Consider the following 25800-nt stretch of genomic DNA (forward strand, 5'->3'; position numbering starts at 1 on the left):
CGTCCGCCACTCAGTCACCAAAAACTTCATCCGAAGAATCTGTCCAAAGTGCTTCGTTCGACTTGCATGTGTTAAGCACGCCGCCAGCGTTCATCCTGAGCCAGGATCAAACTCTCTAAATAAATGTGCGCATCAAGATTTTCATGTGCTTGTACTAATGAAAATCGTGCGTTCATCGAGCAGAACTTGTTCTGCGAGATTTGCTCCAGGTCAAAATCAACTCTTGGCTAATTTATCCCTTTTACTGTTTTTTAAGGATCTTTCGATCGTTCGTTTTTATGATTTTAAAAAGAACTTTCGAGGAATGTGTTTCACTGTTCAGTTATCAAAGATCAGTTTTGCATTGCCGTTTGTCTCAAACAGCTTTGCTATTATATCATGTCGTTTCCTGCCTGTCAAGAACTTTTTCAACTTTTTTTGAAGTTGGTTTATGTTTTCGACTCATCAGCAACAACTTTTGCATCATATCACAACTCACTCTATATTGTCAAGAACTTTTTTCACTTCTTTGATTCAATCGTTTTCGTCAGTTGCAACTCTGATATAATAGCATTTATTTCTGTTTTCGTCAACTGTCTTTTTACATTTTTTTACATTTTCTTTGATGTATTTCTTACATTACCTTTTCTGTTCCAGAAAGCGAACTGCATCTCTGATGTTATCCACCGGAATCAGCGTGATTTCTGTTTCCTGTCCCACACTTTTCATGCATGCTGCCGGAAGGATTACCTTTGTAAAGCCCAGTTTCTTTGCTTCCTGTACCCTCTGTTCTGCCATGCTTACCGCACGTACTTCTCCGCTCAGACCAACTTCTCCGAATACCAGTACCTTATCATCAATCACAATATCTTTATAACTCGATACCACAGCAAGCAGGATTCCCAAATCTATCGCCGGTTCATTCATACGGATTCCCCCGGCGATATTGACATATGCATCACTTGCCGAGAGATGAAGTCCCAGACGTTTTTCCAGTACGGCCATCAAAAGATTAACTCTGTTATAATCCGTACCTGCTGCCGTTCTTCTCGGCATACCGAAGTTGCTGGCACATACAAGTGCCTGGATTTCTATCAGGATCGGTCTGGTTCCCTCCATGGAGCAGGCTACTACGGAACCGGATGCTCCCTCTGGTCTTCCCGCCAGCATAAACTCCGAAGGATTTTCCACTTCCACCAGCCCCTCTTCACGCATTTCAAAGACACCGATCTCATTGGTAGATCCAAAACGATTCTTTACTCCACGCAGAATTCGGTAGGATGCATGGCGATCGCCCTCAAAATAAAGCACTGTATCTACCATGTGTTCCAGCACTCTCGGTCCTGCTACATTTCCATCCTTTGTCACATGACCAACGATAAATATGGAAACCCCAAGTCCTTTTGCTATCTGCAGCAGCACCCCTGTGGATTCTCTTACCTGCGACACACTTCCAGGAGCAGAGGACACCTCTTCGTTGTACATAGTCTGTATCGAATCGATCACAACTACTGTTGGTTTTTCTTTTTCAATCACCTGGCGGATCATGTCCAGATTGGTCTCACACAGCAGCCGCAGCCGGTCTCCAAACGCACCGATTCTCTGTGCCCGCAGTTTGATCTGTTTTAATGATTCCTCACCGGATATATAAAGAACGGATACTCGATCTGCCAGATTTCTGCATACCTGCAAAAGGAGCGTCGATTTTCCGATACCCGGATCACCACCTACCAACGTCATCGAGCCCTGCACGATCCCGCCGCCAAGAACCCGATCCAGTTCTTTGATACCTGTATGGATACGGTCTTCTTCATCCAGGGAAATCTCGGAAAGTGCTACAGGTTCGGCTTTCTTTCTTCCTGTTGCCTCCTGATGTTTTGTCTGGTTTGGACTCACAGTCTCTTCCACAAATGTATTCCAGCTTTTGCATCCCGGACACTGCCCCATCCATTTTGGTGATTCATATCCACACTCCTGACAGAAAAATACTGTTTTCTTCGCTTTTGCCATGCTCTTTCTACTCCTGTTCACCCTCATACACAACATAAGCTGCCACCCTACCGTTTTCCGGTAAGACGACAGCTTTTTCATCACAGGCTTTTGATCACTTATAATTTTTCAATCTCCACACAAACAGCTTTATCCGGGGATAAGTCTGCGCTGAAAGACAATTTTCCTCCCAAATTGGTTTTCATATGACCAACGCTCACGTCATCCAGAAGTACTTTATATTCGCAATCCGCTTCCATCTCTACTGTAATCTGTGTATTATCTGTCCCTTCTACAGAAAATACCATACCGTTATTTCCGATCTTCATATCTAAAACTGTGGTTCCCGGAACGGATTCGTATACGAACATTCCGTTTCGCTCCAGCTTTGTAATCTCCTTAAAGGTTTTTACTTTATATAAATCACCATCATATTCATAATCAGAAAGTTTCGTCTTGGTATCCAGTTCATAATTACCGAAACTGATTCCTCCAGCTGCTTCTGTTCTGATCAATTCTTTAATCGTAGCCATAATATCCTCCTAGTTTTCCTCTGTGCGTTCCGCCATCTCTGACGCTGCTTTTGTTTTGTAGATATTATATAATAAATTCAGAAAAACATCTAGTCATTGACTGAAAATTTAATAACTTTTTTAGATACAGACACAATAACCCGATCCCCTCTGTGAATCTTTCCAGCCAGTATCTCCTCTGCCATCCTGTCTTCCAATTTGTTCTGGATCGCTCTTTTCAGAGGTCGTGCACCATATTTGCTGTCAAATCCGTTTTCTGCCAGATAGTCTTTTACACTGCTTCGGACAACCAGTTCGATATCCAGCTGTTCTTTGCATCGTTTCTCCAGTTTTTTTACCAGAATATTAACAATCTGGCGAATCTCCTGTTTATCCAGCATATGGAAGACCAGGATCTCATCGACACGATTTAAGAATTCCGGCTTAAAGATTCTTCTCACTTCTTCCATAACACCGCGTTTCATATCTTCGTAGTCTTTCTTCTTGTCTTCTCCCTGAGAAAATCCAAGACGTTTTGGTTCTACGATTGACTGTGCACCGGCGTTTGATGTCATGATGATACAGGTCTGTTTAAAATCCACTTTTCTGCCCTGCGCATCTGTGATATGACCGTCATCCAGCACCTGTAATAAAATATTAAATACATCCGGATGTGCTTTTTCAATCTCATCGAACAGAATCACACTGTATGGATTTCTCCGTATCTTCTCGGAAAGCTGACCACCTTCTTCATATCCCACGTATCCCGGCGGTGAGCCGATCAGTTTTGATACACTGTGCTTTTCCATGTATTCCGACATATCCACACGGATCATCGCCTGCTCGGAGCCAAAGACTGTCTCTGCCAGTGCTTTAGACAGTTCTGTCTTACCAACACCGGTCGGTCCTAGAAACAAGAAAGAACCGATCGGCCTTGCCGGATCTTTCAGTCCCACGCGTCCTCGCTTGATTGATTTCGCCACCGCTTCCACCGCTTCTTCCTGACCGATCACCCGTTTGTGCAGTTCTTTTTCCAGGCTTGCCAGACGTTTGGACTCTTTCTGGGCAAGTTTCTGTACCGGAATCTTGGTCCAGCTGGATACGATCTGGGCAATATTTTCTTCGGTTACCTGCATTTTTTTATTTTTATAGCGCTGTTCCTGACGTTTTTTCAATTTTTCGTAGGATTCTTCCAGCTCTTTTTGTCCTTCCTGCAACTCCCGCGCTCTTGAAAAATCGCCTTCCCTGATCGCTTCCTCTTTTTTTTCGGCAAGTGCATGCAGATTCTGCTCTACCTCTTTTAACTGCGGAGGCACTGTAATACCTGTTAACTGTACCCGTGAAGATGCTTCATCCATCAGATCAATGGCTTTGTCCGGCAGATGCCGGTCTGCAATATAACGGATAGACATCTTGACTGCTGCCTCCAGCGCCTCATCGGTAATGGTGACTCCGTGATGTTTTTCATAATAAGGGCGCAATCCCTTCAGAATCTCAACTGCCTGCTCTTGCGTCGGTTCTTCTACCGTAACCGGCTGAAATCTTCGTTCCAGTGCAGCATCTTTTTCGATATGTTTTCTGTATTCTTCAATCGTGGTCGCACCGATGATCTGAATCTCCCCTCTCGAAAGAGAAGGTTTTAAAATATTGGATGCATCCAGTGCTCCTTCCGCACCGCCTGCTCCGATAATTGTATGCAATTCATCAATAAACAGCAGAATCCCCGGATGTTCCATCACTTCTGTAATTACTTTTTTGATTCTTTCTTCGAATTCACCGCGGTATTTTGATCCTGCCACCATACCGGACAAATCCAGAACAACCAGCCGTCTGTTTTTCATTTTTTCCGGCACCAGCCCCTGCGTGATCCGCTGAGCAAGTCCTTCTACTACCGCTGTTTTTCCAACACCCGGTTCTCCGATCAGACAGGGATTGTTTTTCGTCCGGCGGCTCAGAATCTGGATTACCCGACCAATCTCATCTTCTCTTCCGACCACCGGATCCATAACTCCCTGACGAGCCATCTCAGTCAGATCTCTGCTGTACTGATCCAGTGTCGGCGTGCCTGTAGCCGCTTCATTTCTGGATCGTGCATTGCCGTTATCTCTTGGATTGGCAACTTCTTCTCCCATCGCTGCCAGAACTTCATTCTGCAGTTTTCGGATATTTACTCCCATCGTGTGCAGCAGACGGGTTCCCATACAGTCAACTTCCCGCAGCATCGCAAGCAGAAGATGTTCTGTTCCTATCTTTTCACTGCGAAGATCATCTGCTTCTTCCACAGCTCCTTCCAGCATTCTTGTCGCCCGTGGGGTATATCCTGCCCGGTCCGCAGTCAGCACATTACTCTCTTCCGGTGCAATCAGTTTCCGGATCATTTCCATCAGCCGTTCTTCACTGATTCCCATGTCGCGCAGAACCATACCGGCCGTTCCCTCTTCTTCGTGTAAAAGACCTGCCAGTAAATGTTCGGTTCCGATATAACTATGTTTGTATCTGCGTGCTGTCTTTTCCGCATATTTTACCGCTGTCTTTGCCTGATTCGTATATTGTGTACTCATGCAGCGTTCTATCCTCCATTTTTCGTATCCTGTTTGCCCGCAGATTATTCTAACGGGTCTTCGGGGGATTGCTCCCACATATCATAGATTTCATCCAGCAGCCTATGTGCTTCCTGCCGGGAAATGTTATGACATCGCCCCTTTGCCAGAATGATATACAGATTCTGACGCATTTCTTCCAGTGCCAGCAGTTTGTTTGAATCGATGCAGATCACTGCACCTTTTCTCCGGTCTATAGATACGATGCCCTCTTTCCTGAGAACAGCGTACGCTTTATTTACTGTATGCATATTAATTCCGATACATTCTGCCATCTGTCTTACTGACGGGAGGGTATCTCCGTCCTGCAGTCTGGATGTGGCGATTCCAAGTATGATCTGGTTGCGAAGCTGCATATAAATTGCTTCTTCGCTGTTAAAATCTATCTCCAGCAATTCTATCTGCATCTGTTCACCCTGCTTTCTCTTTTCTGTGTGTTATACATCATATAACAGATCCCACGTTTTGTAAAGCAGACCCTTACTGATATTCCCGGATCAGACAGTATTGTTTCAAATTAAAGTTCTTTTTTAAGATTCCATACTCTTTGAACTGGAACTTTTTGTAGAATTCCAGATTTTTTTCGTTGTGTGTTTCCAGTGAAATCATCATTCCATGTTCCTGGGCATACCGGATTGCTTCATCCATCAGCATCGCTGCCATTCCGTGGTGCTGCATCCTTGGATGAACCGCCAGGTAAATAATATGCAGTCGTTTTGTCTGATGAAGTTGTTGTGTCCAGCTCGAATTCAGGTAGTCGCCGCCTTTGATAAAATTATAAAAGGTATGAAAAGACGGATCCTCCTTGATCAGATACAGATCATTTTGCAGGGTTGCCTTCGCTTCTGTCAGCAGGAAATGAAACAGATTGTAGGACTCTGTCTCATCGGATACCACCAGCACGCTGTTAAGTTCTTCGCTGTCCGCAAAAATCTCACATGTTTCATAGAATTCATCCATATCGCAGTGGAACAGCTCCGGCATCAGACGTTTTCTCACATCCGGATCCGGGATCAGTGTCTCGTACAGTGGATCGTGTGCAAAACAAATGTTTAAAAGTTCCTCTAACTTAGGTAAATCTTCTTTTTTTACCCGATATAACTTATCGCTTTCCATATTTTTCAGCGGGTTTCCCCGTCACCTTTCTTATTGTTCCTGTATCGGATGCACAAAATGTTCTTTCACGGTTTGATAAATCTCTTCCATTGTCTGTTCTGCCATTTTGTACTGTTTATCGATTACTTTTGCAAGTGCTACTGCCTCTTCCCGACAGTCTTTTTCTCCTGCTTCTTCTTTTTTCAGCAGCTGTTTTACCAGATCGTACAGATTTTCATGCTGCATCAGACGTCTGTATCCCCATTTCAGCCGTTCTTTTGGCTGATGGTACACATAATCGGTAAAATGTTCGTAGACTTCTTTATCAAACATAAATGCATAGGCATTGTTATCCACATCGTACAATTTTCTGAGTGCTATTGAAATTTCTCCTTTTTCGAGATTCTTTTTTGCTCCCTCCAGGAGGTGGATGTTTCTCAACAGTATCTCATGTGGGTAAAATACATTTCCGTACCAGTCGATGCGGACAAATGCATCCTGTTCTGTTTTGAACCGCTCCAGAAGTTCTGCTTCTGTCTGCCGCAAACTCTGATACAGTTCTTCCCGTTTTTCAGGATCTTCGCATGTTTTATATTCGCTGTTTTTCTGCATAAGCCAGCGGTAATTCTCTTCCTGTTGTTTTTTTGCGTCGCTCAGTAATCCGCTGATTGTTTCGTACTTTTCTCCCAGACAGCCGTTTTCACAGGATTTTATCAGTTCCAGTCCTTCCTGTGCTCGTTTCATAACACCGGTAAAGGAGAGTGGCACCACGGCAGTCGCATCAATAGCCAGAACCAGCAGTGCATACAGTTCATGATGAAACTGGTATACCTGTGGATCATAATATTCGTCGTTATCAAACTGAGAATGATAGTGTGTCTCCATAAAACTTCCACCGGTAAAATCATTTACCATGGAAGGGATGCCTGCGATCGCCATCGAAAAATCATCGGACCATGTCTCGATTGGTGATACAACGGATGCCTCCTCCGGGTATGCTCTGGTCAGCATCGGAAGTTCCTCCAAGAATTGTTCCAGAAACGGCTGATATTCATAACAACTTCGGATCCGTGCCCCTGCACCGTGTGCCAGGGCCGGAAGCTCAAAGTTCAGGTCGGCGATCACCTTTCCCACCCATTCTGGATGTACGGTAAATACCTGTTCGTAGGCACCTGTGGACCAGTCAAAATCCGAATCAATCACGCCCCACTCTTCTGCTGCCATCGCACAGATCAGGATCGTATTGTCCGGCTGAATCCTGGCATCGATCAATGCTTTCGCGATCCCGAACATCATGGCCACCGCCGTATTATCATCCTGAAATCCGTCAAAATACGAATCGTAATGAGCAGAAAGCACGATCAGACGGTCTTTGTGTTTTCCCTGGATCTGTCCGGTAATATTATAAGTTTTACACTCCGGCATCACCCGGCTGTCCGCTTCCAGTGTCACCCATAGCTCCCGGCTTTGCTGATTATCCAGCTGTTCTTTCAGCCACTGGGCATCTCTTCTGGATATGGAAAATGCAGGAGCATCTGCCGGTCCTGCAATATCCTGGGCATTTAACGCATCTTCATCGATCTCGCCATAGCCGCCCTGCTGCACCGCGATCAGTGCTTTTGTACCTTTCAGATGTGCCTGATATACCGGGAAATTGATCCACCATTCGTCACGTTGGTTAATGTCAACTAATACCAGTTTATTCTTTACATCGATGTCTTTATAGTCTAACTCTGTTCCTTTTCCAACATAGACCAGCGGATATTCTTCTGCCCCATCAGTCACGCAGTTTGTCTGGTAAGCTCCCAGCCGGATCTCACGTTTCTTTCCATTTTCATCCAGTACATACAGAACTGCTTTACGAAATTCCCAGCCGTCTACGGTAATCTCATCTTTCGCTACCCCGGACAGACCAATCTCTTCCATCTCTTTTTTTAACATCTCGCCGGTCAGAAACTCTGCTTTTGATCCTGCCGACCGATATCCCAGCTCCGGATTACACCGATACATCTCCATACGTTTTGCCAGTTCATAGGAATATGGAATATCCAGATGTGTTAATACTTTCTCTTTCTCGTTCATTGATACCCTCCTGCCAAACGGTGCCTGACATTTGCTGTCGGGATCGTATTCTTATGTCGGCTTTATTATACCGCGCGCACCTCTGACTGTCTATTTTAATTTTTATGCATAATTTTTCAAAAAAAGTGTTGACTTTTCTGTTTTACGGGGATATAATATCACTTGTCTTTCAGAGAAAGAAAGCGCGCGGGAGTGCTGGAATTGGCAGACAGGCAAGACTAAGGATCTTGTGGGTGTATGCTCGTGTGGGTTCAAGTCCCATCTCCCGCATACAGAGAAAAGGGCAGAAAGCTTTGATTTTATTCAGGTTTTCTGCTTTTTTTATTGTCTGAATGATACGATTTTTGTCTCACGCTGTCTCACGTTTTTGGGTGGTGGGGCTACTATATCTTGTGGTGGCTGTAGGGCGGATAAAACCAGTTGGTCTTTTTGTTCGGTGTTGGTTCGGGTGAAAATGTAATGTTTTAATTTTTATTCTATTCATACGGAATACTTTCCATTTGAACATCCGTTCGCAATGTGATATACTACATTTGTGCAATCAAATAGAAAGCAGGATGTGATTTCTGATTATTTGATGCCCTCTGATCTCATGAAAGGAGGGTGATGCCCTATGAACGCAATGGAAGTTCTTACTTTATTGTTAGTAGTTTTCGAGGCTCTATCTTACATAGACAATCATAAAAGAAGCATAAGCGTAAAAAGAAACGCAAAAAGAAATAGCATCCTCTACCGCCCAAAGTTTAGGATGCTATTTCTTTAATAGTTTTTAACAGAGGGCAAATCGGAGTTATATCCGATTACCTTTCTAATTAGATTATACACTTGAGCACTTGTTTTTGCAAGTGCTCATTTGAATTTTCCAACTAAGGTTCTATTGTAATATTTAGAATAAAATCACATTATTCACATTTTAATATTTCTTTCAATTCCCGAAGTGTCGGTGCTTTGGCATCCTTCTCCGAAAGCTGTTCACGATTGTCTTTTTCAATAGGAATCGGCCATTCTATTCCCAGTTCATTGTCTAAAGGAGTCAATGCTGTTCCTGACATTCCCGGAGCCCACTCGTTATCAAAGAAATATAAATACTCTGTTCCTTCTTCCAACGCCTGAAATCCGTTGCACACGCCCTGTGGAACAAAAACCTGTATTCCAGGTGTAATATGTACTGTTTCTACTGCACCAAATGTTTTACTGTCCGGTCTTGTATCCACATACACACCAAATACGGAACCGGTTGCCACTGTAACCAGCTTTGCCATGGCTTCTCCATGCAGACCGCGAACCGCTCCACGTTTTGTACGTGTTAAATTTATCTGTTTCCACGAAGAAAGTGTTTCCGGTAAAACTTCTGAATGGCTACTCTCACGATAGAGTTCTCTCACTGTGCCTCGATCATCCGTCACCATTTTTACATTAATAATACGCAATCCATCAATCTTTGATTCGGATGCTGAAAAAGGATATATTTGCAACGTCATCGGATACCCCCTTTTTTCTTTTTATTTTTAGTTATATCATACACAATTTACCTTATTTCTGCAAATGTTTATTGTATTTTCCCTGTGTTTCTAAAAAGTAATGTTACTGTGAACAGAAGCAAAGTAATGATCTGAACCGTCCCAGTCACTGTCAACACAATACTTCCCACTTGCACCCTTCTTTTCTCTTCGCTATAATAAATACATGACAAAATCTTATAGATAGAGTAAGAAAGGACACCGTTATGAAAGAATATAAATGGGCTACTCTCGGATGTGGCGTGATCGCCAATCAGCTGGCACAGGCGTTTGCTGCAAACGGACGGAAACTATATTCCGTAGCAAACCGTACGCACGAAAAGGCAGTTGCTTTTGCTGAAAAATATGGAATTGATAAAGTTTATGATCAGATTGACGATGTATTTTCGGATAATGAGGTGGACATTATCTATATTTCCACTCCGCATAACACACATATTTCCTACCTTCGGAAGGCTTTAAGTGCCGGAAAACATGTACTCTGTGAAAAATCCATTACCCTCAACGCTGAAGAACTGGAAGAAGCGGTTCGTCTCGCTGAAGAACATCATGTAGTTCTTGCCGAGGCCATGACGATTTTCCACATGCCAATCTACAAGGAACTTCGCAGCCGGATGGATACCGGGGAATTCGGGGAACTTCGGCTTTTGCAGATGAACTTCGGAAGTTACAAAGAGTATGACATGAAAAACCGCTTTTTCAACCGGAATCTCGCGGGCGGAGCACTGCTGGATATCGGTGTGTATGCGCTGTCTTTCCTTCGCTGGTTTATGTCCTCAAAACCGGATCAGATTCTCTCTCAGGTAAAATACGCACCTACCGGCGTGGATGAGCAGGCATCGATTTTGTTGAAAAACAAGGAGGGGGAGATGGCTACCGTCATTTTGTCTCTGCATGCCAAACAGCCAAAACGAGGAACGATCTCTTTTGATAAGGCTTACATCGAACTGTTCGAGTATCCGCGGGGCGAGGAAGCTATCATCACTTATACGGAAGACGGTCACAAAGAAGTGGTATCCGTCGGTTCTACCGACCGGGCGCTGGAATACGAAGTGGCCGATATGGAAGTGGCTGTCGCCGGAGAGGAAAACCGGATGCATCTCGACTATACGATCGATGTGATGGATATGATGACCTCGATCCGGAAAGACTGGGGGATGAGATATCCTGAGGAAGAAGAAGGTTGATTTTTTATCTTTCAAAACAGGGGCAGAAAACGATTCTTCTTTCGTCTTCTGCCCCTGTTATTTTTTACCTTATCTTATGCCTCGTCAATCGCTTTTCCAATATCATGACGATAATATTTATTATCAAACTCTACAAGATCGATAGCTTTATACGCATTCGCTCTCGCCTGTTTCAGGTCATCTCCTTTAGCTACTACTCCAAGCACACGACCACCGTTTGTCACGATCTGTCCGTCTTTCTTTGCGGTTCCTGCGTGGAATACATAGTAACCTTCTTTTTCTTTGAATGCATCCAGTCCTTTGATCGGGAAGCCTTTCTGATAAGATACCGGATACCCGTCAGATGCCAGAACGACGCACACGGCTGCATTGTCTTCGAATTCCAGATCGATCTGATCCAGTGTTCCATCGATACATGCTTCAAACACATCGACGATATCCGTCTTCATTCTCGGAAGAACGACCTGTGCCTCCGGATCACCGAAACGGGCATTGTATTCCAGAACCTTCGGGCCATCGGCAGTCAGCATCAGGCCGAAGAAAATGATTCCCTTGAATTCTCTTCCCTCTGCTGCCATCGCATCTACCGTTGCCTGATAGATGTGTGCCTTACAGAATGCATCCACTTCTTCGGTATAGAACGGACTTGGAGAGAAAGTTCCCATACCACCGGTATTCAGCCCCTGATCTCCGTCTTTCGCACGTTTGTGATCCTGTGCGGAAGTCATCGGTTTGATGGTTTTTCCATCCACATAAGTCAGAACGGACACCTCACGACCGGTCATGAACTCTTCAATCACCATTGTATTGCCGGCACTGCCGAATTTTTTATCTTCCATGATCTCTTTCACACCGTCTTTTGCTTCTTCCAGTGTGTTGCAGATCAGTACACCTTTTCCAAGTGCCAGTCCGTCCGCTTTTAAAACGATCGGGAATTTTGCAGTTTCCAGATAAGCAAGTGCTTCCTGCGGATCGGTAAAGTTTTCATAAGCAGCTGTCGGAATGTTGTATTTTTTCATCAGATCTTTGGAAAATGCTTTGGAACCTTCCAGGATCGCTGCATTTTTTCTCGGTCCGAACACACGCAGTCCTTCTGCCTCAAAAGCATCTACCACGCCGCCAACCAGCGGATCGTCCATACCGATAACGGTCAGATCAATCTCTTTTTCTTTTGCAAAAGCCACCAGTTTGTCAAACTCCATCGCACCGATATTGACACATTCTGCATATTCTTCAATTCCCGCATTGCCCGGCGCACAGTAGATTTTGTCAATTTTCGGACTCTGTGCCACTTTCCATGCGATAGCATGTTCTCTTCCGCCGCTCCCTACGATCAGTACTTTCATGTCTTTTCCTCCTATCTGGATCTTACCAGTCCGTCAACTACCTCTATCTTATCATTTGCAATCAGATCAATCGCTTTCGGCATGATCACCCATTCTGCCTCTTCCATAACTCTCCGCTGCAGAATCTCCGGGGTATCTCCCTCTTTCACCTCCACCGCTTTCTGCAGAATGATAGGGCCGGTATCCGTTCCCTCATCCACAAAATGCACAGTAGCTCCGGTTACTTTTACGCCTCTTTTCAACACACCCTCATGAACTTTCAGTCCATAATAGCCGGTTCCGCAAAAAGACGGGATCAGCGCCGGATGAATGTTGATGATTCTATTCGGATAAGCTTTTACCATGATCTCCGGAATCACAACCAGACATCCTGCCAGTACCACCAGATCTACACCATAAGACTGAATAGCCGCCAGAAGAGCCTCGTTAAATGCCTCTCTCGTCTCATACTGTTTTGGTGAAATGCATCTTGCTTCGATGCCATGTTTCCTTGCCCGTTCCAGTGCATAGGCATTTGCATTGTTACTGATCACAACGGAAATCTCCGCATTGGTGATGGTTCCGTTTGTTATGCTGTCAATGATCGCCTGAAGATTGGTACCGCCGCCTGATACCAGAACTGCCATTTTTAACATAAGGTCACTCCCTTTTCACCTTCTGTGATTTTACCTACAACGTACGGAGTATCACCTGCTGCACGCATGGCTTCCATGGTCTTGTCCACATCTGCAGGATCTACGGCAACGATCATACCGATACCCATGTTGTAAGTGTTGTACATCATCTGCTCTTCGATATTCCCTTTCTTTGCCATCAGGGTAAAGATCGGAGGGATCGGATAGCTGTCTTTTTCGATCACTGCGTGAACACCGTCTTTTAACATACGCGGAATATTTTCATAGAATCCGCCACCGGTGATATGGCTGCATGCTTTTACGGTCACACCTGCATTTTTTACATTTTTCAGTGCTTTTACATAGATTCTTGTAGGAGCCAGCAGAGCCTCTCCCAGTGTGGTTCCCAGTTCGTCATAATAGGTATCCAGGGATTCTTTTGTCATATCGAAAACTTTTCTTACAAGAGAAAATCCGTTGCTGTGTACGCCTGTGGATGCCATACCGATCAGTACATCTCCGTCTTTCAGGTTTTCGCCGGTGATCATCTCTTTTCTGTCGCAGACACCAACGGCAAATCCTGCCAGATCGTATTCCTCTTCCGGCATCAGACCTGGATGTTCTGCAGTCTCGCCACCGATCAGGGCTGCATCGGACTGTACGCATCCTTCTGCCACACCGCTTACGATCTGTGCGATCTTCTCCGGATAGTTCTTACCGCAGGCAATGTAATCCAGGAAGAATAATGGTTCTCCGCCTGCACAGGCAATATCATTCACACACATGGCAACCGCATCGATTCCAATGGTATCGTGTTTGTCCATGATCATCGCCAGTTTTACTTTGGTTCCGCATCCGTCTGTTCCGGACAGCAGTACCGGATCTTCCATCTCTTTGATCTTTTTCAGAGAAAATGCACCGGAAAATCCGCCAAGTCCGCCAAGAACTTCTTCTCTCATGGTTCTTTTTACATGTTCCTTCATCAGTTCTACGGATTTGTAACCTGCTTCAATATCTACTCCAGCTTTCTTGTAATCCATCTTGATCCTCCATCTGCTCTGCGGCACTTTTATTTTGTATAGTTCTTATATCCTACTTCTTTTAATTTTGCGTCTTTTGCTTCTACTTCTTCTTTCATTTCCTGTGTATATGCTTTCAGGCGGGAGAGCAGCGCATCATCAGATGTTGCAAGAATCTTCGCTGCGAGAATCGCTGCATTGGCTCCTCCGTTGATTGCCACGGTTGCCACCGGGATACCGGTCGGCATCTGTACGATCGAGTACAGGGAATCTCTGCCTCCCAGAGAAGTGGTGTGCATCGGGATACCGATAACCGGCATCGGGAAAATAGCAGCACACATACCCGGCAGATGGGCAGCCATACCGGCGCCTGCAATGATTACTTTAAATCCTTTCTCCTCTGCGCTCTTCGCATACTCAAAGAATACATCTGGTTCTCTGTGTGCAGAAATAATCGTCATCTCGTAATCTACGCCTAATTTTTCCAACATTGCTGCGGCTTTGCTCATCACCGGCATGTCAGAATCACTTCCCATAACAATTCCTACTTTAGCCATTGCTTGTCTCCTTTGCTCATAAATACTTATTAGTTTCTCTTATAAGTAGTTTTAATTAATTCATCTCTACTTATTAGTAATAATACTAAGTCTGTCACTTCTTGTCAATATAAATCATGAAAATTGCCAGGAACAGTCAAAAAAAGAGAACCTCTCAACCGGCTGTTCTCTTTTCTTCTCTGTTATCCGATCAGTTGTTCCAGATATTCTTTTCCTGCCAAAATATCTTTTTTCTGTTCTTCTCCTGAGATTTCTCTCTCGATGGTAATATCTCCGTCATATCCCACTTCTTTTAACCGTTCTATAAAGACCGGATAATTGACCTTTCCCTGCCCGATCGGCACTTCTTCTCCAAGGAAATGACCGTCCGTCGGGTATTTTCCGTCTTTTCCGTGGACGCCGCGCACATATTCCCCGAAGACCTCCAGCGCATCCACCGGGTTGGCTTTTCCGTACATTAAAAGATTCGCCGGATCCAGATTCACTCCCACGCATCCTTCGCCCACATCTTTTTCTATATCCTGCAGCGCCCGTTTCAATGTGACCGGAGTCTCCTGTCCGGTCTCGAACAGGAAGACCTGTCCGTTCTTTTTACACCGTTCTGCCACTTCCTTACAGGCATTCAGTGTTCCCTGATAGTTCGTATCATATGGATTTTCCGGCATATACCCTACATGGGTGACAAAATCGGTAACACCGAGTTTTTTTGCAAAATCAGAGCCTTCCAGAAGCATCCTTACCCGTTCTGCCCGGTAATCTGCCGGGACCAGACCCAGGGTCAGCTGACCATCATAAAAATCCCAGACTTTTCGGCCACCCCAGCCACACCAGAATGCACTGATGGTAATCCCGTGTTTTTCAGCTGCCGCCAGAATCGCTTCTGCTGCCTTCTCATCGTTGATAATCTTCCGCTCCCAGCATACCAGCTGACAGCTCTCCATGCCCATCGCACGGACTTCCGCAAATTTTTCGTTAATGTCTGTGTCCGCTTCCATACGGACGATCACTCCTACCCGCATATGTTCCCTCCTGCATGTTCTCAGATATACATTTCTTTTTTCTCACGAAGATACAGCTTTGCAGCTTCCCACTCTTCCAGTGCCTGTTCTACGGATTTTACGCCTTCCTGAAGCGGTGCGAGGGTGATTTCTTTGCCATCCCGCAGACATTCCAGAAAATATTTGATTTCTGTATAATATGGTCCGAGATTCGTGATGTTGATACCGGTATTCGTCTGCCCCTCATACTCCGGATGCAACTCGGGAACGATCTCTGTTCCATCAGCTTTGTATACCGCAAGCCCCGGCTGCCCTGCCTGATTAAAGTAAACAGTTCCATTTTCAAAATACGCCCGGAATCCTGCCTGGAATTTCGGTATCGGAGACACATCCCACACCCCTTCTGCCGTAGCAAATATATCACCGAACTCATAGGTGGTGATTACCTGATTGATCATACCGGAATCAAATGTCGTTGCCCGTACTTCAAAATCATCCGGCTCACCCAGCATGTATCTCAAAAAATCCAGGTCATGGATATGAAGATCCAGCACAACGGAACCACTCTTTTTCTCATCATGGAACCATCCCTCAAATCCCCAGCGGACATTGCCGCTCACACGTTGCATCACGATCGATTTAAGCTTTCCGAGTGTCTTGTTATCGTACACTTCTTTCAGATAGCGGTATTCGTCAAAGGCACGGACCACCTGTCCTACCATGACTTTCACTCCTGTTTCTTTCTGTGTCTCCAAAAGCAGTTCTCCTTCTTCTCTGGTCAGGCAGACCGGTTTTTCTACCAGAACATTCATGCCCTTTTTCATAGCTGCTACGGCATGCTCTGTATGCAGGTAGCTTGGAAGGCAGATATGTACTGCATCCAGATTTTCACGTTCGATCAGCTCCATTCCATATGTATATGTCCGCGCTTCGGGAAATTCTGCTGCTGCTTTCTGTAAAAATTCTTCCCGGCAGTCTGCCAGTGCGACCACTTCCACATCCATCTGAGAAGACAGAACTTTTAAGGACAGATAATGGGTAGTTCCCATTCCGCCACATCCAATGACTCCTACTTTCATCTTTTGATACCTCCTCTTGCTGTTTCCTGTGTATTTATGTATTATTTTGTGTTTTTTGCTTTTCTTTTTTCTCTTCTACATTAGCATTGCCTGTAATTTCTGTCAATTTTTATTTTTACCTGCTCAAATTTCAAAAGCGACCGGAAATCAACTCAGAACTTTTCAAGGTTCTCTCTGATTTCCGGTCGCTTTTTTATCCTCTGTGTACTTTTTTATTTTTCCAGTGCGTCCAGCTCTTTATTCAATTCTTCTGTTCCCGCAAGAACAAATCTTCCGTCCTGAATCAGCGGAATCTCTCTTCCATCCGCTGTCTCAACCAGGATGGCTCCCAGTTCATCATACGGAATCGTGATATCGGTGTGACAGCCCAAATATGCTTTGCTCACATCTTCTTTTCTCAGAATTGAAACTTCATTATCTCTTGCTATGATTTCTTTTCCATCCGGATTATATACTTTCGTATCTTCCGCCCAGCTGTAACAGGTATCCCCCACCGCAAAGTGCGGTCCCGTCTTTTCTGCAATCAAAATCGGAAGTTTCGCCTCGATACCATATTCTCTCGCCACCCGGTATGCCGTTGTATTGGTTCCGATCGCAAACTCACCCATCGGAAGTGTCGGGTGATGATAGAGAATATTTTCCCGGATATATTTTTTATTTTCCTCTTCGGAATCAAAATTGGTGCAGCTATACTCTGTAATCTTTCCATCTGTAAAAACCAGTTCCAGATTCTGATACTGCAGCTCATTGAGATAAACTTTTGTTACATGCAGTTTTCCGTTTGTTCCCATCAGTTTCGGGGAGGTAAAGACTTCTCCCACCGGGATATTGACATCTGCCACGCAGTTTTCAAAATTTGTCTGTTTTTCCGGATCTTCCAGCTTGTGTAGCTGTACACGCAGATCTGTCCGGTTTTCACCTTTTCCCAGAATATGCACACTCGTTCCGAGATCCAGTGCATCGATCAGCTTTTGCTGAATCTGCTGATACAGATTATAGTCCAACGTATTGATTTTTACCGTCTCACGAAAGATTTCTTCAAACTGATCTCCGATCGCCGGTACCGGATAGGCGATGATCGTGAAACTTCTCTCCTCGCCTTTGATATAGCGGTTCGTAATCTGACCAATCTCATTTTGCATATGCACTTTTAACTTCTGCTGCTTTTCCGTAAGCTTCATCGCATATTCACAGGTCTCCGGTACAAATGGCCGTTCTCCGAAGATTTCCACAACGGCAGGTCCGGCATGCACACCCGCCAGTTCCTTATAAGTTTCATATGCCCCGCGGGTTGCCCGCAGCTTCCGGCTGACAAAATCATCATCCAGATACAGTGCAATATCGTTACGATGGTCATAGTCAAACTGCGGATTCGGAATCGCTCCGTAATAGCCGATCCGGTGCAGTCCCTTATTTACCATGTGCACAGCACTCCGGTAGATCACCGGCTGTAATCCCATCTGCTCAAACTGCGTAATCGCAGCACGGATCATCCGCTCAAATCCCAGCACATACCGAATATTCACGGTTTTCTTTCTGGACAGATCTTTGCCGGTAGCGATAAAGCCTATCCGATAGCCTTCCGTATAGGTGCGCGCCATCGCAGTAATTTCTTCTTCCGGCAATGTATTTAAAAAGGCGGCGGTCTTTTCTTCCTCTTCGGTCACATATTCGCCGAACTGATACAGATAACGCAGATCCGTCAGATCTGCATCTTTTATGATCTTTACTGCAAAATCCAGAGCCGGATCCACCGCCTGGCGTATCCGTTCTTCCACCATTTCCTGACAGTAATCGTTCACATACCAGTATAAGATTTTCCTCACATTTTCCCTGGTCGGTACTTCTCCGTCCTCAAACTCACTATACACCTGTAAAAACAGTTCCAATCCTACCAGAAAATCCCATTCTTTCTGTTCCCAGGCATACACGATCATACCTTGAAGTTCCGTATACAGGAAGCTTAACAGTACACCCAGATCTTCTCCCAGTATCTTTGCCGCATAATCCGGACTTGAATAAGAGGTCGGATAATTTTCCGGCAGAATATCCTGATAATACCCGATATTTTCCAGGCGCAGTTCTTCCAGTGAAAGTTTTTTCATCTCTCCGGTTTCTACCCGGTTCCGCAGGCAGATCATCTCTTCCAGAAATCCGGCTGTCTTTGTAAAAAAATCCAGATAGGGCTCAGCCACTGTCTTTTCCTCCCGAATCTCCCGGATCCGTTCCACTGCCAGATCATATCTTTCTTTTGCTAATTCATCCACAGACATTCCCTCTACATTTCTTTTACTTTTCTCGTTTTATAATCCAATGAGAATCAATGCCAGCCATCCAACAGAAATCACTCCGTTCGCCATCGCTCCCATCACACTGAACCGATAGTTTTTCCCTTTTTCTTTAAAGCTCTTCATTCCGATCAAAAAGCCGCTGACTGAAAAAAGTACCGCCATCAGACCAAGCGCTCCGATCCAGCTTTCCGCTTTCCCTTCCCAGAAAAACGAGAGGCACGCAGATACCAGAAACAGTATCAGGGAGCAGCCGGCAAACACCAATGAAGAAAAACCACCTTCTGTCTCTTCTTTTCTGGTAAATGTGTATTTAAATTTTCTTCTCATAAATCATTCTCCTTATCCCATTACAGATCCAAAAGGACAGATATCCAAACAATACCCCCAGTGTATTTAAGATCAGATCATCCACATCAAAACATCCCACCTTAAAAATAAGCTGAATGGACTCCACCAGAAGACTTAATCCGAATCCTGACATAGTTACCAGAACACCATTCCGTAATCGTCTGCTCAGAATCGGAAGAAAGAACCCAAACGGAAGGAAGCCGATCACATTGCCTGCCAGATTCAGAAATGACACCCAGAATCCTACCCGGTGGCGATAGATCCAGAACCTTTTGATTTCCTGAAATGGTGTCAGATTGTATCGATACATCCGCTGATCAAAACTTGTCCTTCCATATTCTTCCGAGAGAAACAGAAAGTAGATCAGCAATCCTATATAAATCACAAACAGAATCCAGCTTATGACCCGGATTCTGTTTTTTGTTTCATCTTTCACTTCTTTTTTTACCCCTTGATCCCCGTACTCTGGCTGCCTTCTTTCTAAAAAGTAATCTGATATTTCTGTTTCAGAAGTTTTGCTCCTGTTACGATCATCAGCACACCGGAGACAATTCCTGTCACCAGTACCACGATGCCAAGTGCAAGGCTGGCACCGCCGCTGTGGGAAATTGTTCGGTAAATTTTTTCATTACTCATATCTTTTACCTCTTTCCCTTCTATTTTGCACCGTACTGTTCATAATATGCATCGATGGCCGCTTTTAATGTATCGTCGATCACTACTTTTCCGTTACATTCTTTGTTATACAGGCATTCTACCACATCAGCCATGGATACGATCGCTGCTGTGTCAAATCCGTACAGATCTTTAATTTCATCCAGTGCACATTTTTTTCCACCTTTTCCTACTTCCATACGATTCAGGGATACCATCAGACCAACGATTGTTACATCTGCTGCATTTCTTACTTTTGGCACAGTCTCCTCCATGGATTTTCCGGAAGTTGTAACATCCTCGATCATGATGACTCTGTCACCGTCTTTTAATTTACTTCCCAGAAAGCTTCCTTTATCTGCACCGTGGTCTTTTTCTTCTTTTCTGTCGGAACAGTAACGTACTTCTTTTCCATACAGTTCACTGTAAGCAATAGCAGTTACAACACCAAGCGGAATTCCTTTGTAGGCCGGTCCGAATAATACGTCAAAATCGTCTCCGTAGATATCATGAATCGCTTTTGCATAATATTCACCCAGTCTTTTCAGCTGCGATCCTGTCACATACGCACCTGCATTCATAAAAAACGGAGATTTTCTTCCGCTTTTCAGAGTAAAGTCTCCAAATTTTAATACATCACTCTCTACCATAAATTTAATAAAATCCTGCTTATACTGTTCCATGCTCTGTCATCCTCCTGTTTTACGGCTTGCGCCCGAATTTTTCCATATTTAGTATAAGTATACTACGTTACGCACTTTTTTTCAACTGTTGCATAAATTCCGGTCTCGCGAAAACTGAGCGGATTGCAAATATTTTTGAGGATTGTGAGAGTAAGAAGTACGACTTAATCCAATACACCGCAAAAAGGCACCAGAAGAAATATTTTTCTTCCGGTGCCTTTACCTGTTCTTATTATAGCAAAAGCCTTTGTTACTTTCTAGTGATAAATTAATAAATCTCCATTTTCACCTATCGAACAATGCCTACCATATCTTTTACTGATGTGAATCCGTTTTTCTTCATATAGTCTTCGATTCCGTCGATCACTTCCATCGTCACTGCAGGATTGTGGAAGTTGGCCGTTCCCACGGATACGGCGCTTGCTCCGGCAAGGATGAATTCGATTGCATCTTCTGCACAGGAGATACCACCCATACCGATGATCGGGATGTTGACTGCCTGTGCCACCTGATAGACCATGCGGACAGCAATCGGTTTTACGATCGGACCGGATACACCACCGGTTTTATTTGCCAGGGCAAAGGTCTTTCTGTTAATATCAATCTTCATACCGGTCAGTGTGTTGATCAGTGATACCGCATCTGCACCACCGGCTTCCGCTGCCTTTGCGATTTCTGTGATATCTGTCACATTCGGTGTCAGTTTCATGATCACCGGCTGTTTTGCAATTTTTTTGATCTGCCCGGTCAGTTCTTCCACATGGTGTGCATCCTGACCGAAAGCCAGAAATCCCGCATTTACATTTGGACAGGAAATATTGATCTCCATCATATCAATTGGTTCGTCTGCCAGCCTTTCTACTACTGCCAGATATTCTTCCGGTGCATGGCCACATACATTGACAATGATTTTTGTATCATACTTTTTCAGAAACGGGATATCTCGCTTACAGAACAGATCGATTCCCGGGTTCTGCAGACCGATCGCATTCATCATACCGCCGTAGACTTCTGCCACACGGGGTGTAGGATTGCCGCTCCAAGGAACATTTGCCACACCTTTGGTGGTCACTGCACCCAGGCGGTTCAGATCCACATATTCTGAAAATTCTTCTCCGGATCCAAAAGTTCCGGATGCAACAGTTACCGGATTTTGCCATTCTACGCCGGCAATATTTACACTCATATCCATCAGATTTCCACCTCCGTAGAAAGAAAGACCGGTCCGTCTTTACAGATTCTCTTGTTGTTCACGTTGCTGTGTGCATCTTTTTCTTTTGACTTGCAGACACATGCCAGACAGGCACCGATACCGCATGCCATACGCTCTTCCAGTGAAATATAACATTCGATGTTATTTGCCTCGGCATACTGTTTGATCGCCCGAAGCATCGGTGTCGGACCACAGGCATAGATGATATCCGCTTCCAATTTCTGTTCCCGGATCGCATCCATTACATTTCCTTTTGTTCCCACACTGCCATCTTCTGTGGAAATATACAGTTCTCCGGCTGCTTCGAATTCTTCTTTTAAGAACGTCTGCGCGTTACGGTATCCCACAACGATCTGTTTTTTCTCACACTGCATCTGTTTTGCCAGTTCCAGGATCGGCGGTACTCCGATACCTCCGCCCATCAGAAAAGCTCGTTTTCCTTCTGCTTTTTCTACTGGGAAGCCATTTCCCAGCGGTCCGATCACCGGGATCGTATCTCCGGCTTTCAGTCTGGAAAACTCTTCGGTTCCGGTCTTCGCTCCCGTGACACGATACACCAGACGAAGTCGGCTGTTTTCCCGGTCGATCTCACATAGACTGATCGGACGCGGAAGTAGTTTGCTTCCATCCTTACTATACAACGATACGAACTGTCCCGGTTTTGCTTCTTTCCCAATGTTTTTCGTCTGGATCCACATGCTGAAGATTCCGTCACCAATTTCTTTCTGACGGATCACAGTACAGATTTCTTTCTTTTTCATGTTCGATACTCCTGTCTTTTCCAGTTTATTTTGCCGCCTGCAGTGCACCGTCGATATCTGCGATCATATCTTTTACCGCCTGACGAGATGCCTCTGCAAAGTTCTGAGATCCAAACTGTGCATATGCTTCCTGTTTGTATGCTGCGATGATACCTCTGGAAGAGTTGATGATCGCACCCAGTCCGTCTTCATTAAAGAAATGTACCAGATCTTTTCCTCTTCCGCCCTGTGCGCCGTAGCCAGGTACCAGAATAAAAGTCTTCGGCATCAGTTTTCTTAATACTTTTCCCTGTTCCGGATAAGTTGCTCCTACGACCGCGCCGATATAACTATAAGAATCTCCCATATGTTCTTTGCCCCATGCGTCTACCTGTTCTCCTACCCACTCATACAGCGGACGACCGTCGATCAGACGATCCTGGAATTCTCCACTGGACGGATTGGATGTTTTTACCAGGATAAACAGACCTTTGTTTTCTTCTTTGCAGACCTTGATGAACGGTTTGATGCCGTCAGAACCGAGATACGGATTGACCGTAGCGAAATCCTCATCAAATCCTGCGAACTGCTGGGAACCTACTTTTACTTTTCCCAGATGCCCTACCGCGTAGGCCTCGGAAGTAGAACCGATATCTCCACGTTTTACATCACCGATAACTACCAGTCCTTTTTCATGGCAGTAATCCACGGTCTTTTTAAACGCTTTCACACCTTCGATACCAAACTGCTCATACATGGCAACCTGTGGTTTTACCGCCGGGATCAGATCATAGGTAGCATCCACAATCTCTTTGTTGAACTGCCAGATGGCTTCTGCTGCTCCTTCGAGTGTCTCACCATACTCTGCAAATGCACGTTTCTGGATATGTTCCGGTACATAATTTAACATCGGATCAAGACCTACTACGATCGGTGCATGTGTTTTCTGGATTTTTTCAATCAATTTGTTAATCATCTGTTTTTCTCCTCGCCTTTTGCTTTCTGTATGTTGCCTTTTCTTGTTTTATTTATCTTCGTACACGACTCTTCCACCACAGATCGTCACTTTAACTTTACCGTTTACTTTTTTACCCTGGAACGGTGTGTTCTTACCCTTCGATACAAAATCTTTCACATCGATCACATAAGATTCTTTCGGGTCGATCACAACCACATCCGCATCTTTTCCTGGTTTCAGGGAACCTTTGTTTGTAAGATGCAGGATCTGCGCCGGATTGTAACTCATTTTTTCTGCCATCTGCATCGGTGTGATCCATCCTTTGTCCACCAGTTCAGTGATAGTCAGCGATACACTGGTTTCCAGTCCCACGATGCCGAATGGTGCGCTCTTCATAGAAACACCCTTTTCCACCATCGTATGTGGTGCATGGTCGGTGCTGATCACATCAAAGACATCATTTTTCAGTCCTTCCAGAAGTGCCTGCCGATCTTCTTTTGTGCGCAGTGGCGGATTCATCTTATAATTAGTATCACCTTCCACGATATCATCCGAAGTCAGTGTAAAATGATGGGGGCATACTTCACCGGTTACAGAGATTCCTTCTTCTTTTGCCAGACGCAGCATCACTTCACTGTCTTTTGTGGAACAATGACAAAGATGCAGGTGGCATCCGGTATCTTTTGCGATCAAAATATCTCTTGCTACAATAGTATCCTCCACTGCGTTACAAATTCCAGGCAGACCAAACTTCTCGGAATTGGTATCTTCGTTCATACAGCCTCCGTTTACCATATGAATATCTTCACAATGTGCCAGTACCGGAATATTCATGCGTGCTGCAATCTGCATCGCTTCTTTATAAATCTGAGCATTCATAACAGATTTTCCATCCTCACTGATCGCCGGCGCGCCCGCCTGAACCATCCCTTCAATATCAGAAAGCTCCTCGCCTTTCATCCCCTGAGTGATAGCTCCTGCCTGCAGGACATTGACCAGATTACACTGCATTGCTTTATTTTTTACATAAGAAAGCCGTTCCGGATTATCAATGACCGGTTTTGTGTTTGGCATGGCAACCAGCGTGGTAACACCACCCCTTGCCGCAGCCTTCGATCCGGTAAATACATCCTCTTTATGTGTCAGCCCCGGATCACGCAGATGTACATGCATATCGATCAGCCCTGGCATGACGTAGCAGCCTCTGGCATCAATCACCCTGTCCGCTTTATCCTTGATGTTTTCTTTTACTTCCTGGATCTTATCATCTTCCAGCAGTACATCTGCAACCTGATCCAGCTTTGTATCCGGATCGATCACATGACCATTTTTTATCAGGATTTTCATATTGCATCCTTTCCTGAAGCTTCTGCATCTTTTGCATATCTTCACACTTTTTTTCGTTCCCTCTCTCTGTAAGGAACCCTGGTTTCCATCTACTATCATACACGAAAACTGTACTGAAATAAAGCCTTTTTCTGCTTGACTTTTACAAATATTCCAACTATAATGAGCATTGTAGAAGGAAATTGGATATATCTAATATTACCCATCGGGCTGAACGGGATTATTATTTATTTTATCAATGCTAATCTCCAGAGCCGGGTGGATTTTTTTATCTCTGGAATTATTCTTCTGCATTATATTTTCTATTTATTTTATTTTATGGAGGTAATATCATGAACAAGGGAACTGTAAAATGGTTCAATGCTGAAAAAGGCTATGGTTTCATCACAGGAGAAGACGGAGCAGATGTATTCGTTCATTTCTCTGCAATCCAGGGAGAAGGCTTCAAATCCTTAGATGAAGGACAGGCTGTAACTTATGATTTAACCGAAGGCGCTCGCGGAATGCAGGCAGCTAACGTTGTAAAATTATAATTTTTAAGAACAACAGAAAACCGGCAGACTTTTGATAGTCTGTCGGTTTTTTGTTGCTCCTTTTTATTAAAACTCATTTCACCTGTCTGTTTCTGCGCTCTGGCCAGCACATCGTTTCCCCACTTTTATATAAAAACAGCGAATATGCCGAGAGGTATTTTACTTTACAGAGCAGCAGCTTACTGTAAAATCAAAATTGGTCCACTGGATGATTATTGATATGTAACGCAACAAAAAACAGACCCTTACGGATCTGTTTTTTATTGCTTGAATTAAGCTTCCTGAGAAACGATTTCTCTCTTGTTGTAGGAACCACAAGCTTTGCATACTCTGTGAGGCATCATCAGCGCACCACATTTGCTGCATTTTACCAGGTTCGGAGCAGCCATTTTCCAGTTTGCTCTTCTTTTATCTCTTCTGGCTTTAGATGATTTATTCTTTGGACAGATGGACATC

Annotated in this window: 25 protein-coding genes, 1 tRNA gene and 1 rRNA gene; 3 read left to right on the top strand and 24 right to left on the bottom strand. The window is 44.5% G+C overall.

Translation table 11 applies throughout. The features are described from left to right. The 7 genes from FYJ57_RS03960 to FYJ57_RS03990 all read right to left on the bottom strand — a co-directional run. Window positions 1–122, bottom strand: a 16S ribosomal RNA gene (locus FYJ57_RS03960); the annotation flags it as partial. Between the two features lie 496 nt (window positions 123–618). Continuing rightward, a complete protein-coding gene (radA, locus tag FYJ57_RS03965; RefSeq protein WP_154431624.1) occupies window positions 619–1989 on the bottom strand; it encodes a DNA repair protein RadA in 1371 nt (456 codons plus the stop codon). A 98-nt stretch (window positions 1990–2087) separates the two neighbouring features. Next, window positions 2088–2501, bottom strand: a complete 414-nt coding sequence (locus FYJ57_RS03970; RefSeq protein WP_022171234.1) for a hypothetical protein — start codon at window positions 2499–2501, stop codon at window positions 2088–2090. An 89-nt stretch (window positions 2502–2590) separates the two neighbouring features. Further along, the gene (locus FYJ57_RS03975) at window positions 2591–5041 is read right to left on the bottom strand and encodes an ATP-dependent Clp protease ATP-binding subunit (protein ID WP_154431625.1); all 2451 of its coding nucleotides are present in this window, start codon (window positions 5039–5041) and stop codon (window positions 2591–2593) included. Between the two features lie 44 nt (window positions 5042–5085). Beyond that, window positions 5086–5487, bottom strand: coding sequence for a GntR family transcriptional regulator (locus FYJ57_RS03980; RefSeq protein WP_022171236.1), 402 nt, complete (start codon window positions 5485–5487; stop codon window positions 5086–5088). A 73-nt stretch (window positions 5488–5560) separates the two neighbouring features. After that, complete coding sequence (locus tag FYJ57_RS03985; protein ID WP_022171237.1) at window positions 5561–6196, bottom strand: GNAT family N-acetyltransferase; 636 nt, start codon at window positions 6194–6196, stop codon at window positions 5561–5563. Window positions 6197–6226: 30 nt separating this feature from the next. Then, entirely contained in the window at window positions 6227–8257 is a 2031-nt protein-coding gene (locus FYJ57_RS03990; RefSeq protein ID WP_154431626.1) for a M28 family peptidase, read from the bottom strand. Between the two features lie 186 nt (window positions 8258–8443). On the opposite strand from FYJ57_RS03990, the gene FYJ57_RS03995 reads away from it, so the two are divergent. After that, a tRNA-Leu gene (locus FYJ57_RS03995) sits at window positions 8444–8527 on the top strand. Between the two features lie 632 nt (window positions 8528–9159). Here FYJ57_RS03995 and FYJ57_RS04000 read toward each other — a convergent pair. Continuing rightward, on the bottom strand, window positions 9160–9738 hold the full coding sequence (locus tag FYJ57_RS04000; RefSeq protein WP_022171240.1) for a dTDP-4-dehydrorhamnose 3,5-epimerase family protein: 579 nt from the start codon (window positions 9736–9738) through the stop codon (window positions 9160–9162). A 245-nt stretch (window positions 9739–9983) separates the two neighbouring features. Between FYJ57_RS04000 and FYJ57_RS04005 the strand changes: the two genes are divergently transcribed. Further along, entirely contained in the window at window positions 9984–10964 is a 981-nt protein-coding gene (locus tag FYJ57_RS04005; RefSeq protein WP_154431627.1) for a Gfo/Idh/MocA family protein, read from the top strand. A 74-nt stretch (window positions 10965–11038) separates the two neighbouring features. Here the strand turns inward: FYJ57_RS04005 and purD are convergent, their stop codons facing one another. The 15 genes from purD to FYJ57_RS04075 all read right to left on the bottom strand — a co-directional run bounded on the left by purD (window position 11039) and on the right by FYJ57_RS04075 (window position 24811). Further along, on the bottom strand, window positions 11039–12310 hold the full coding sequence (gene purD / locus FYJ57_RS04010) for a phosphoribosylamine--glycine ligase (protein ID WP_154431628.1): 1272 nt from the start codon (window positions 12308–12310) through the stop codon (window positions 11039–11041). 11 nt (window positions 12311–12321) lie between these two features. After that, the gene (gene purN / locus FYJ57_RS04015) at window positions 12322–12945 is read right to left on the bottom strand and encodes a phosphoribosylglycinamide formyltransferase (protein WP_022171243.1); all 624 of its coding nucleotides are present in this window, start codon (window positions 12943–12945) and stop codon (window positions 12322–12324) included. Beyond that, a complete protein-coding gene (purM, locus tag FYJ57_RS04020; protein WP_022171244.1) occupies window positions 12939–13964 on the bottom strand; it encodes a phosphoribosylformylglycinamidine cyclo-ligase in 1026 nt (341 codons plus the stop codon). Before purM ends, purN begins: the two co-directional genes overlap by 7 nt. Window positions 13965–13993: 29 nt before the next feature. Further along, a complete protein-coding gene (purE, locus tag FYJ57_RS04025; RefSeq protein WP_022171245.1) occupies window positions 13994–14500 on the bottom strand; it encodes a 5-(carboxyamino)imidazole ribonucleotide mutase in 507 nt (168 codons plus the stop codon). A 182-nt stretch (window positions 14501–14682) separates the two neighbouring features. Beyond that, on the bottom strand, window positions 14683–15519 hold the full coding sequence (locus FYJ57_RS04030) for a sugar phosphate isomerase/epimerase family protein (protein WP_154431629.1): 837 nt from the start codon (window positions 15517–15519) through the stop codon (window positions 14683–14685). A 20-nt stretch (window positions 15520–15539) separates the two neighbouring features. Continuing rightward, window positions 15540–16577, bottom strand: a complete 1038-nt coding sequence (locus FYJ57_RS04035; protein WP_154431630.1) for a Gfo/Idh/MocA family protein — start codon at window positions 16575–16577, stop codon at window positions 15540–15542. 212 nt (window positions 16578–16789) lie between these two features. Continuing rightward, window positions 16790–18850: an aminopeptidase gene (locus FYJ57_RS04040; protein WP_154431631.1), complete on the bottom strand. Its 2061-nt coding sequence runs from the start codon at window positions 18848–18850 to the stop codon at window positions 16790–16792. A gap of 30 nt (window positions 18851–18880) precedes the next feature. Next, window positions 18881–19195: a hypothetical protein gene (locus FYJ57_RS04045; RefSeq protein WP_022171249.1), complete on the bottom strand. Its 315-nt coding sequence runs from the start codon at window positions 19193–19195 to the stop codon at window positions 18881–18883. Further along, window positions 19179–19652 carry a VanZ family protein gene (locus tag FYJ57_RS04050; protein ID WP_117524219.1) on the bottom strand — a complete coding sequence of 158 codons (474 nt, stop codon included), beginning with the start codon at window positions 19650–19652 and terminating at the stop codon, window positions 19179–19181. Before FYJ57_RS04050 ends, FYJ57_RS04045 begins: the two co-directional genes overlap by 17 nt. Window positions 19653–19696: 44 nt before the next feature. Further along, on the bottom strand, window positions 19697–19852 hold the full coding sequence (locus FYJ57_RS15105) for a hypothetical protein (protein ID WP_022171251.1): 156 nt from the start codon (window positions 19850–19852) through the stop codon (window positions 19697–19699). Window positions 19853–19872: 20 nt separating this feature from the next. After that, window positions 19873–20553, bottom strand: coding sequence for an orotate phosphoribosyltransferase (gene pyrE / locus FYJ57_RS04055; RefSeq protein WP_022171252.1), 681 nt, complete (start codon window positions 20551–20553; stop codon window positions 19873–19875). 289 nt (window positions 20554–20842) lie between these two features. Continuing rightward, a complete protein-coding gene (locus FYJ57_RS04060; RefSeq protein ID WP_154431632.1) occupies window positions 20843–21745 on the bottom strand; it encodes a dihydroorotate dehydrogenase in 903 nt (300 codons plus the stop codon). Continuing rightward, entirely contained in the window at window positions 21745–22527 is a 783-nt protein-coding gene (locus FYJ57_RS04065; RefSeq protein WP_154431633.1) for a dihydroorotate dehydrogenase electron transfer subunit, read from the bottom strand. Before FYJ57_RS04065 ends, FYJ57_RS04060 begins: the two co-directional genes overlap by 1 nt. 25 nt (window positions 22528–22552) lie before the next feature. Continuing rightward, window positions 22553–23482 carry an orotidine-5'-phosphate decarboxylase gene (gene pyrF, locus FYJ57_RS04070; RefSeq protein ID WP_022399842.1) on the bottom strand — a complete coding sequence of 310 codons (930 nt, stop codon included), beginning with the start codon at window positions 23480–23482 and terminating at the stop codon, window positions 22553–22555. A gap of 48 nt (window positions 23483–23530) precedes the next feature. After that, window positions 23531–24811: a dihydroorotase gene (locus tag FYJ57_RS04075; RefSeq protein WP_154431634.1), complete on the bottom strand. Its 1281-nt coding sequence runs from the start codon at window positions 24809–24811 to the stop codon at window positions 23531–23533. Window positions 24812–25143: 332 nt separating this feature from the next. Here FYJ57_RS04075 and FYJ57_RS04080 point away from each other — a divergent pair, with 332 nt between their 5' ends. Next, a complete protein-coding gene (locus tag FYJ57_RS04080) occupies window positions 25144–25344 on the top strand; it encodes a cold-shock protein (protein ID WP_022171257.1) in 201 nt (66 codons plus the stop codon). 272 nt (window positions 25345–25616) lie between these two features. Here the strand turns inward: FYJ57_RS04080 and rpmF are convergent, their stop codons facing one another. Next, on the bottom strand, window positions 25617–25799 hold the full coding sequence (gene rpmF / locus FYJ57_RS04085) for a 50S ribosomal protein L32 (protein ID WP_022172627.1): 183 nt from the start codon (window positions 25797–25799) through the stop codon (window positions 25617–25619). Window position 25800: the final 1 nt, after the last annotated feature.

This window comes from Oliverpabstia intestinalis, from assembly GCF_009696065.1.
GTDB lineage: Bacteria > Bacillota > Clostridia > Lachnospirales > Lachnospiraceae > Oliverpabstia > Oliverpabstia intestinalis.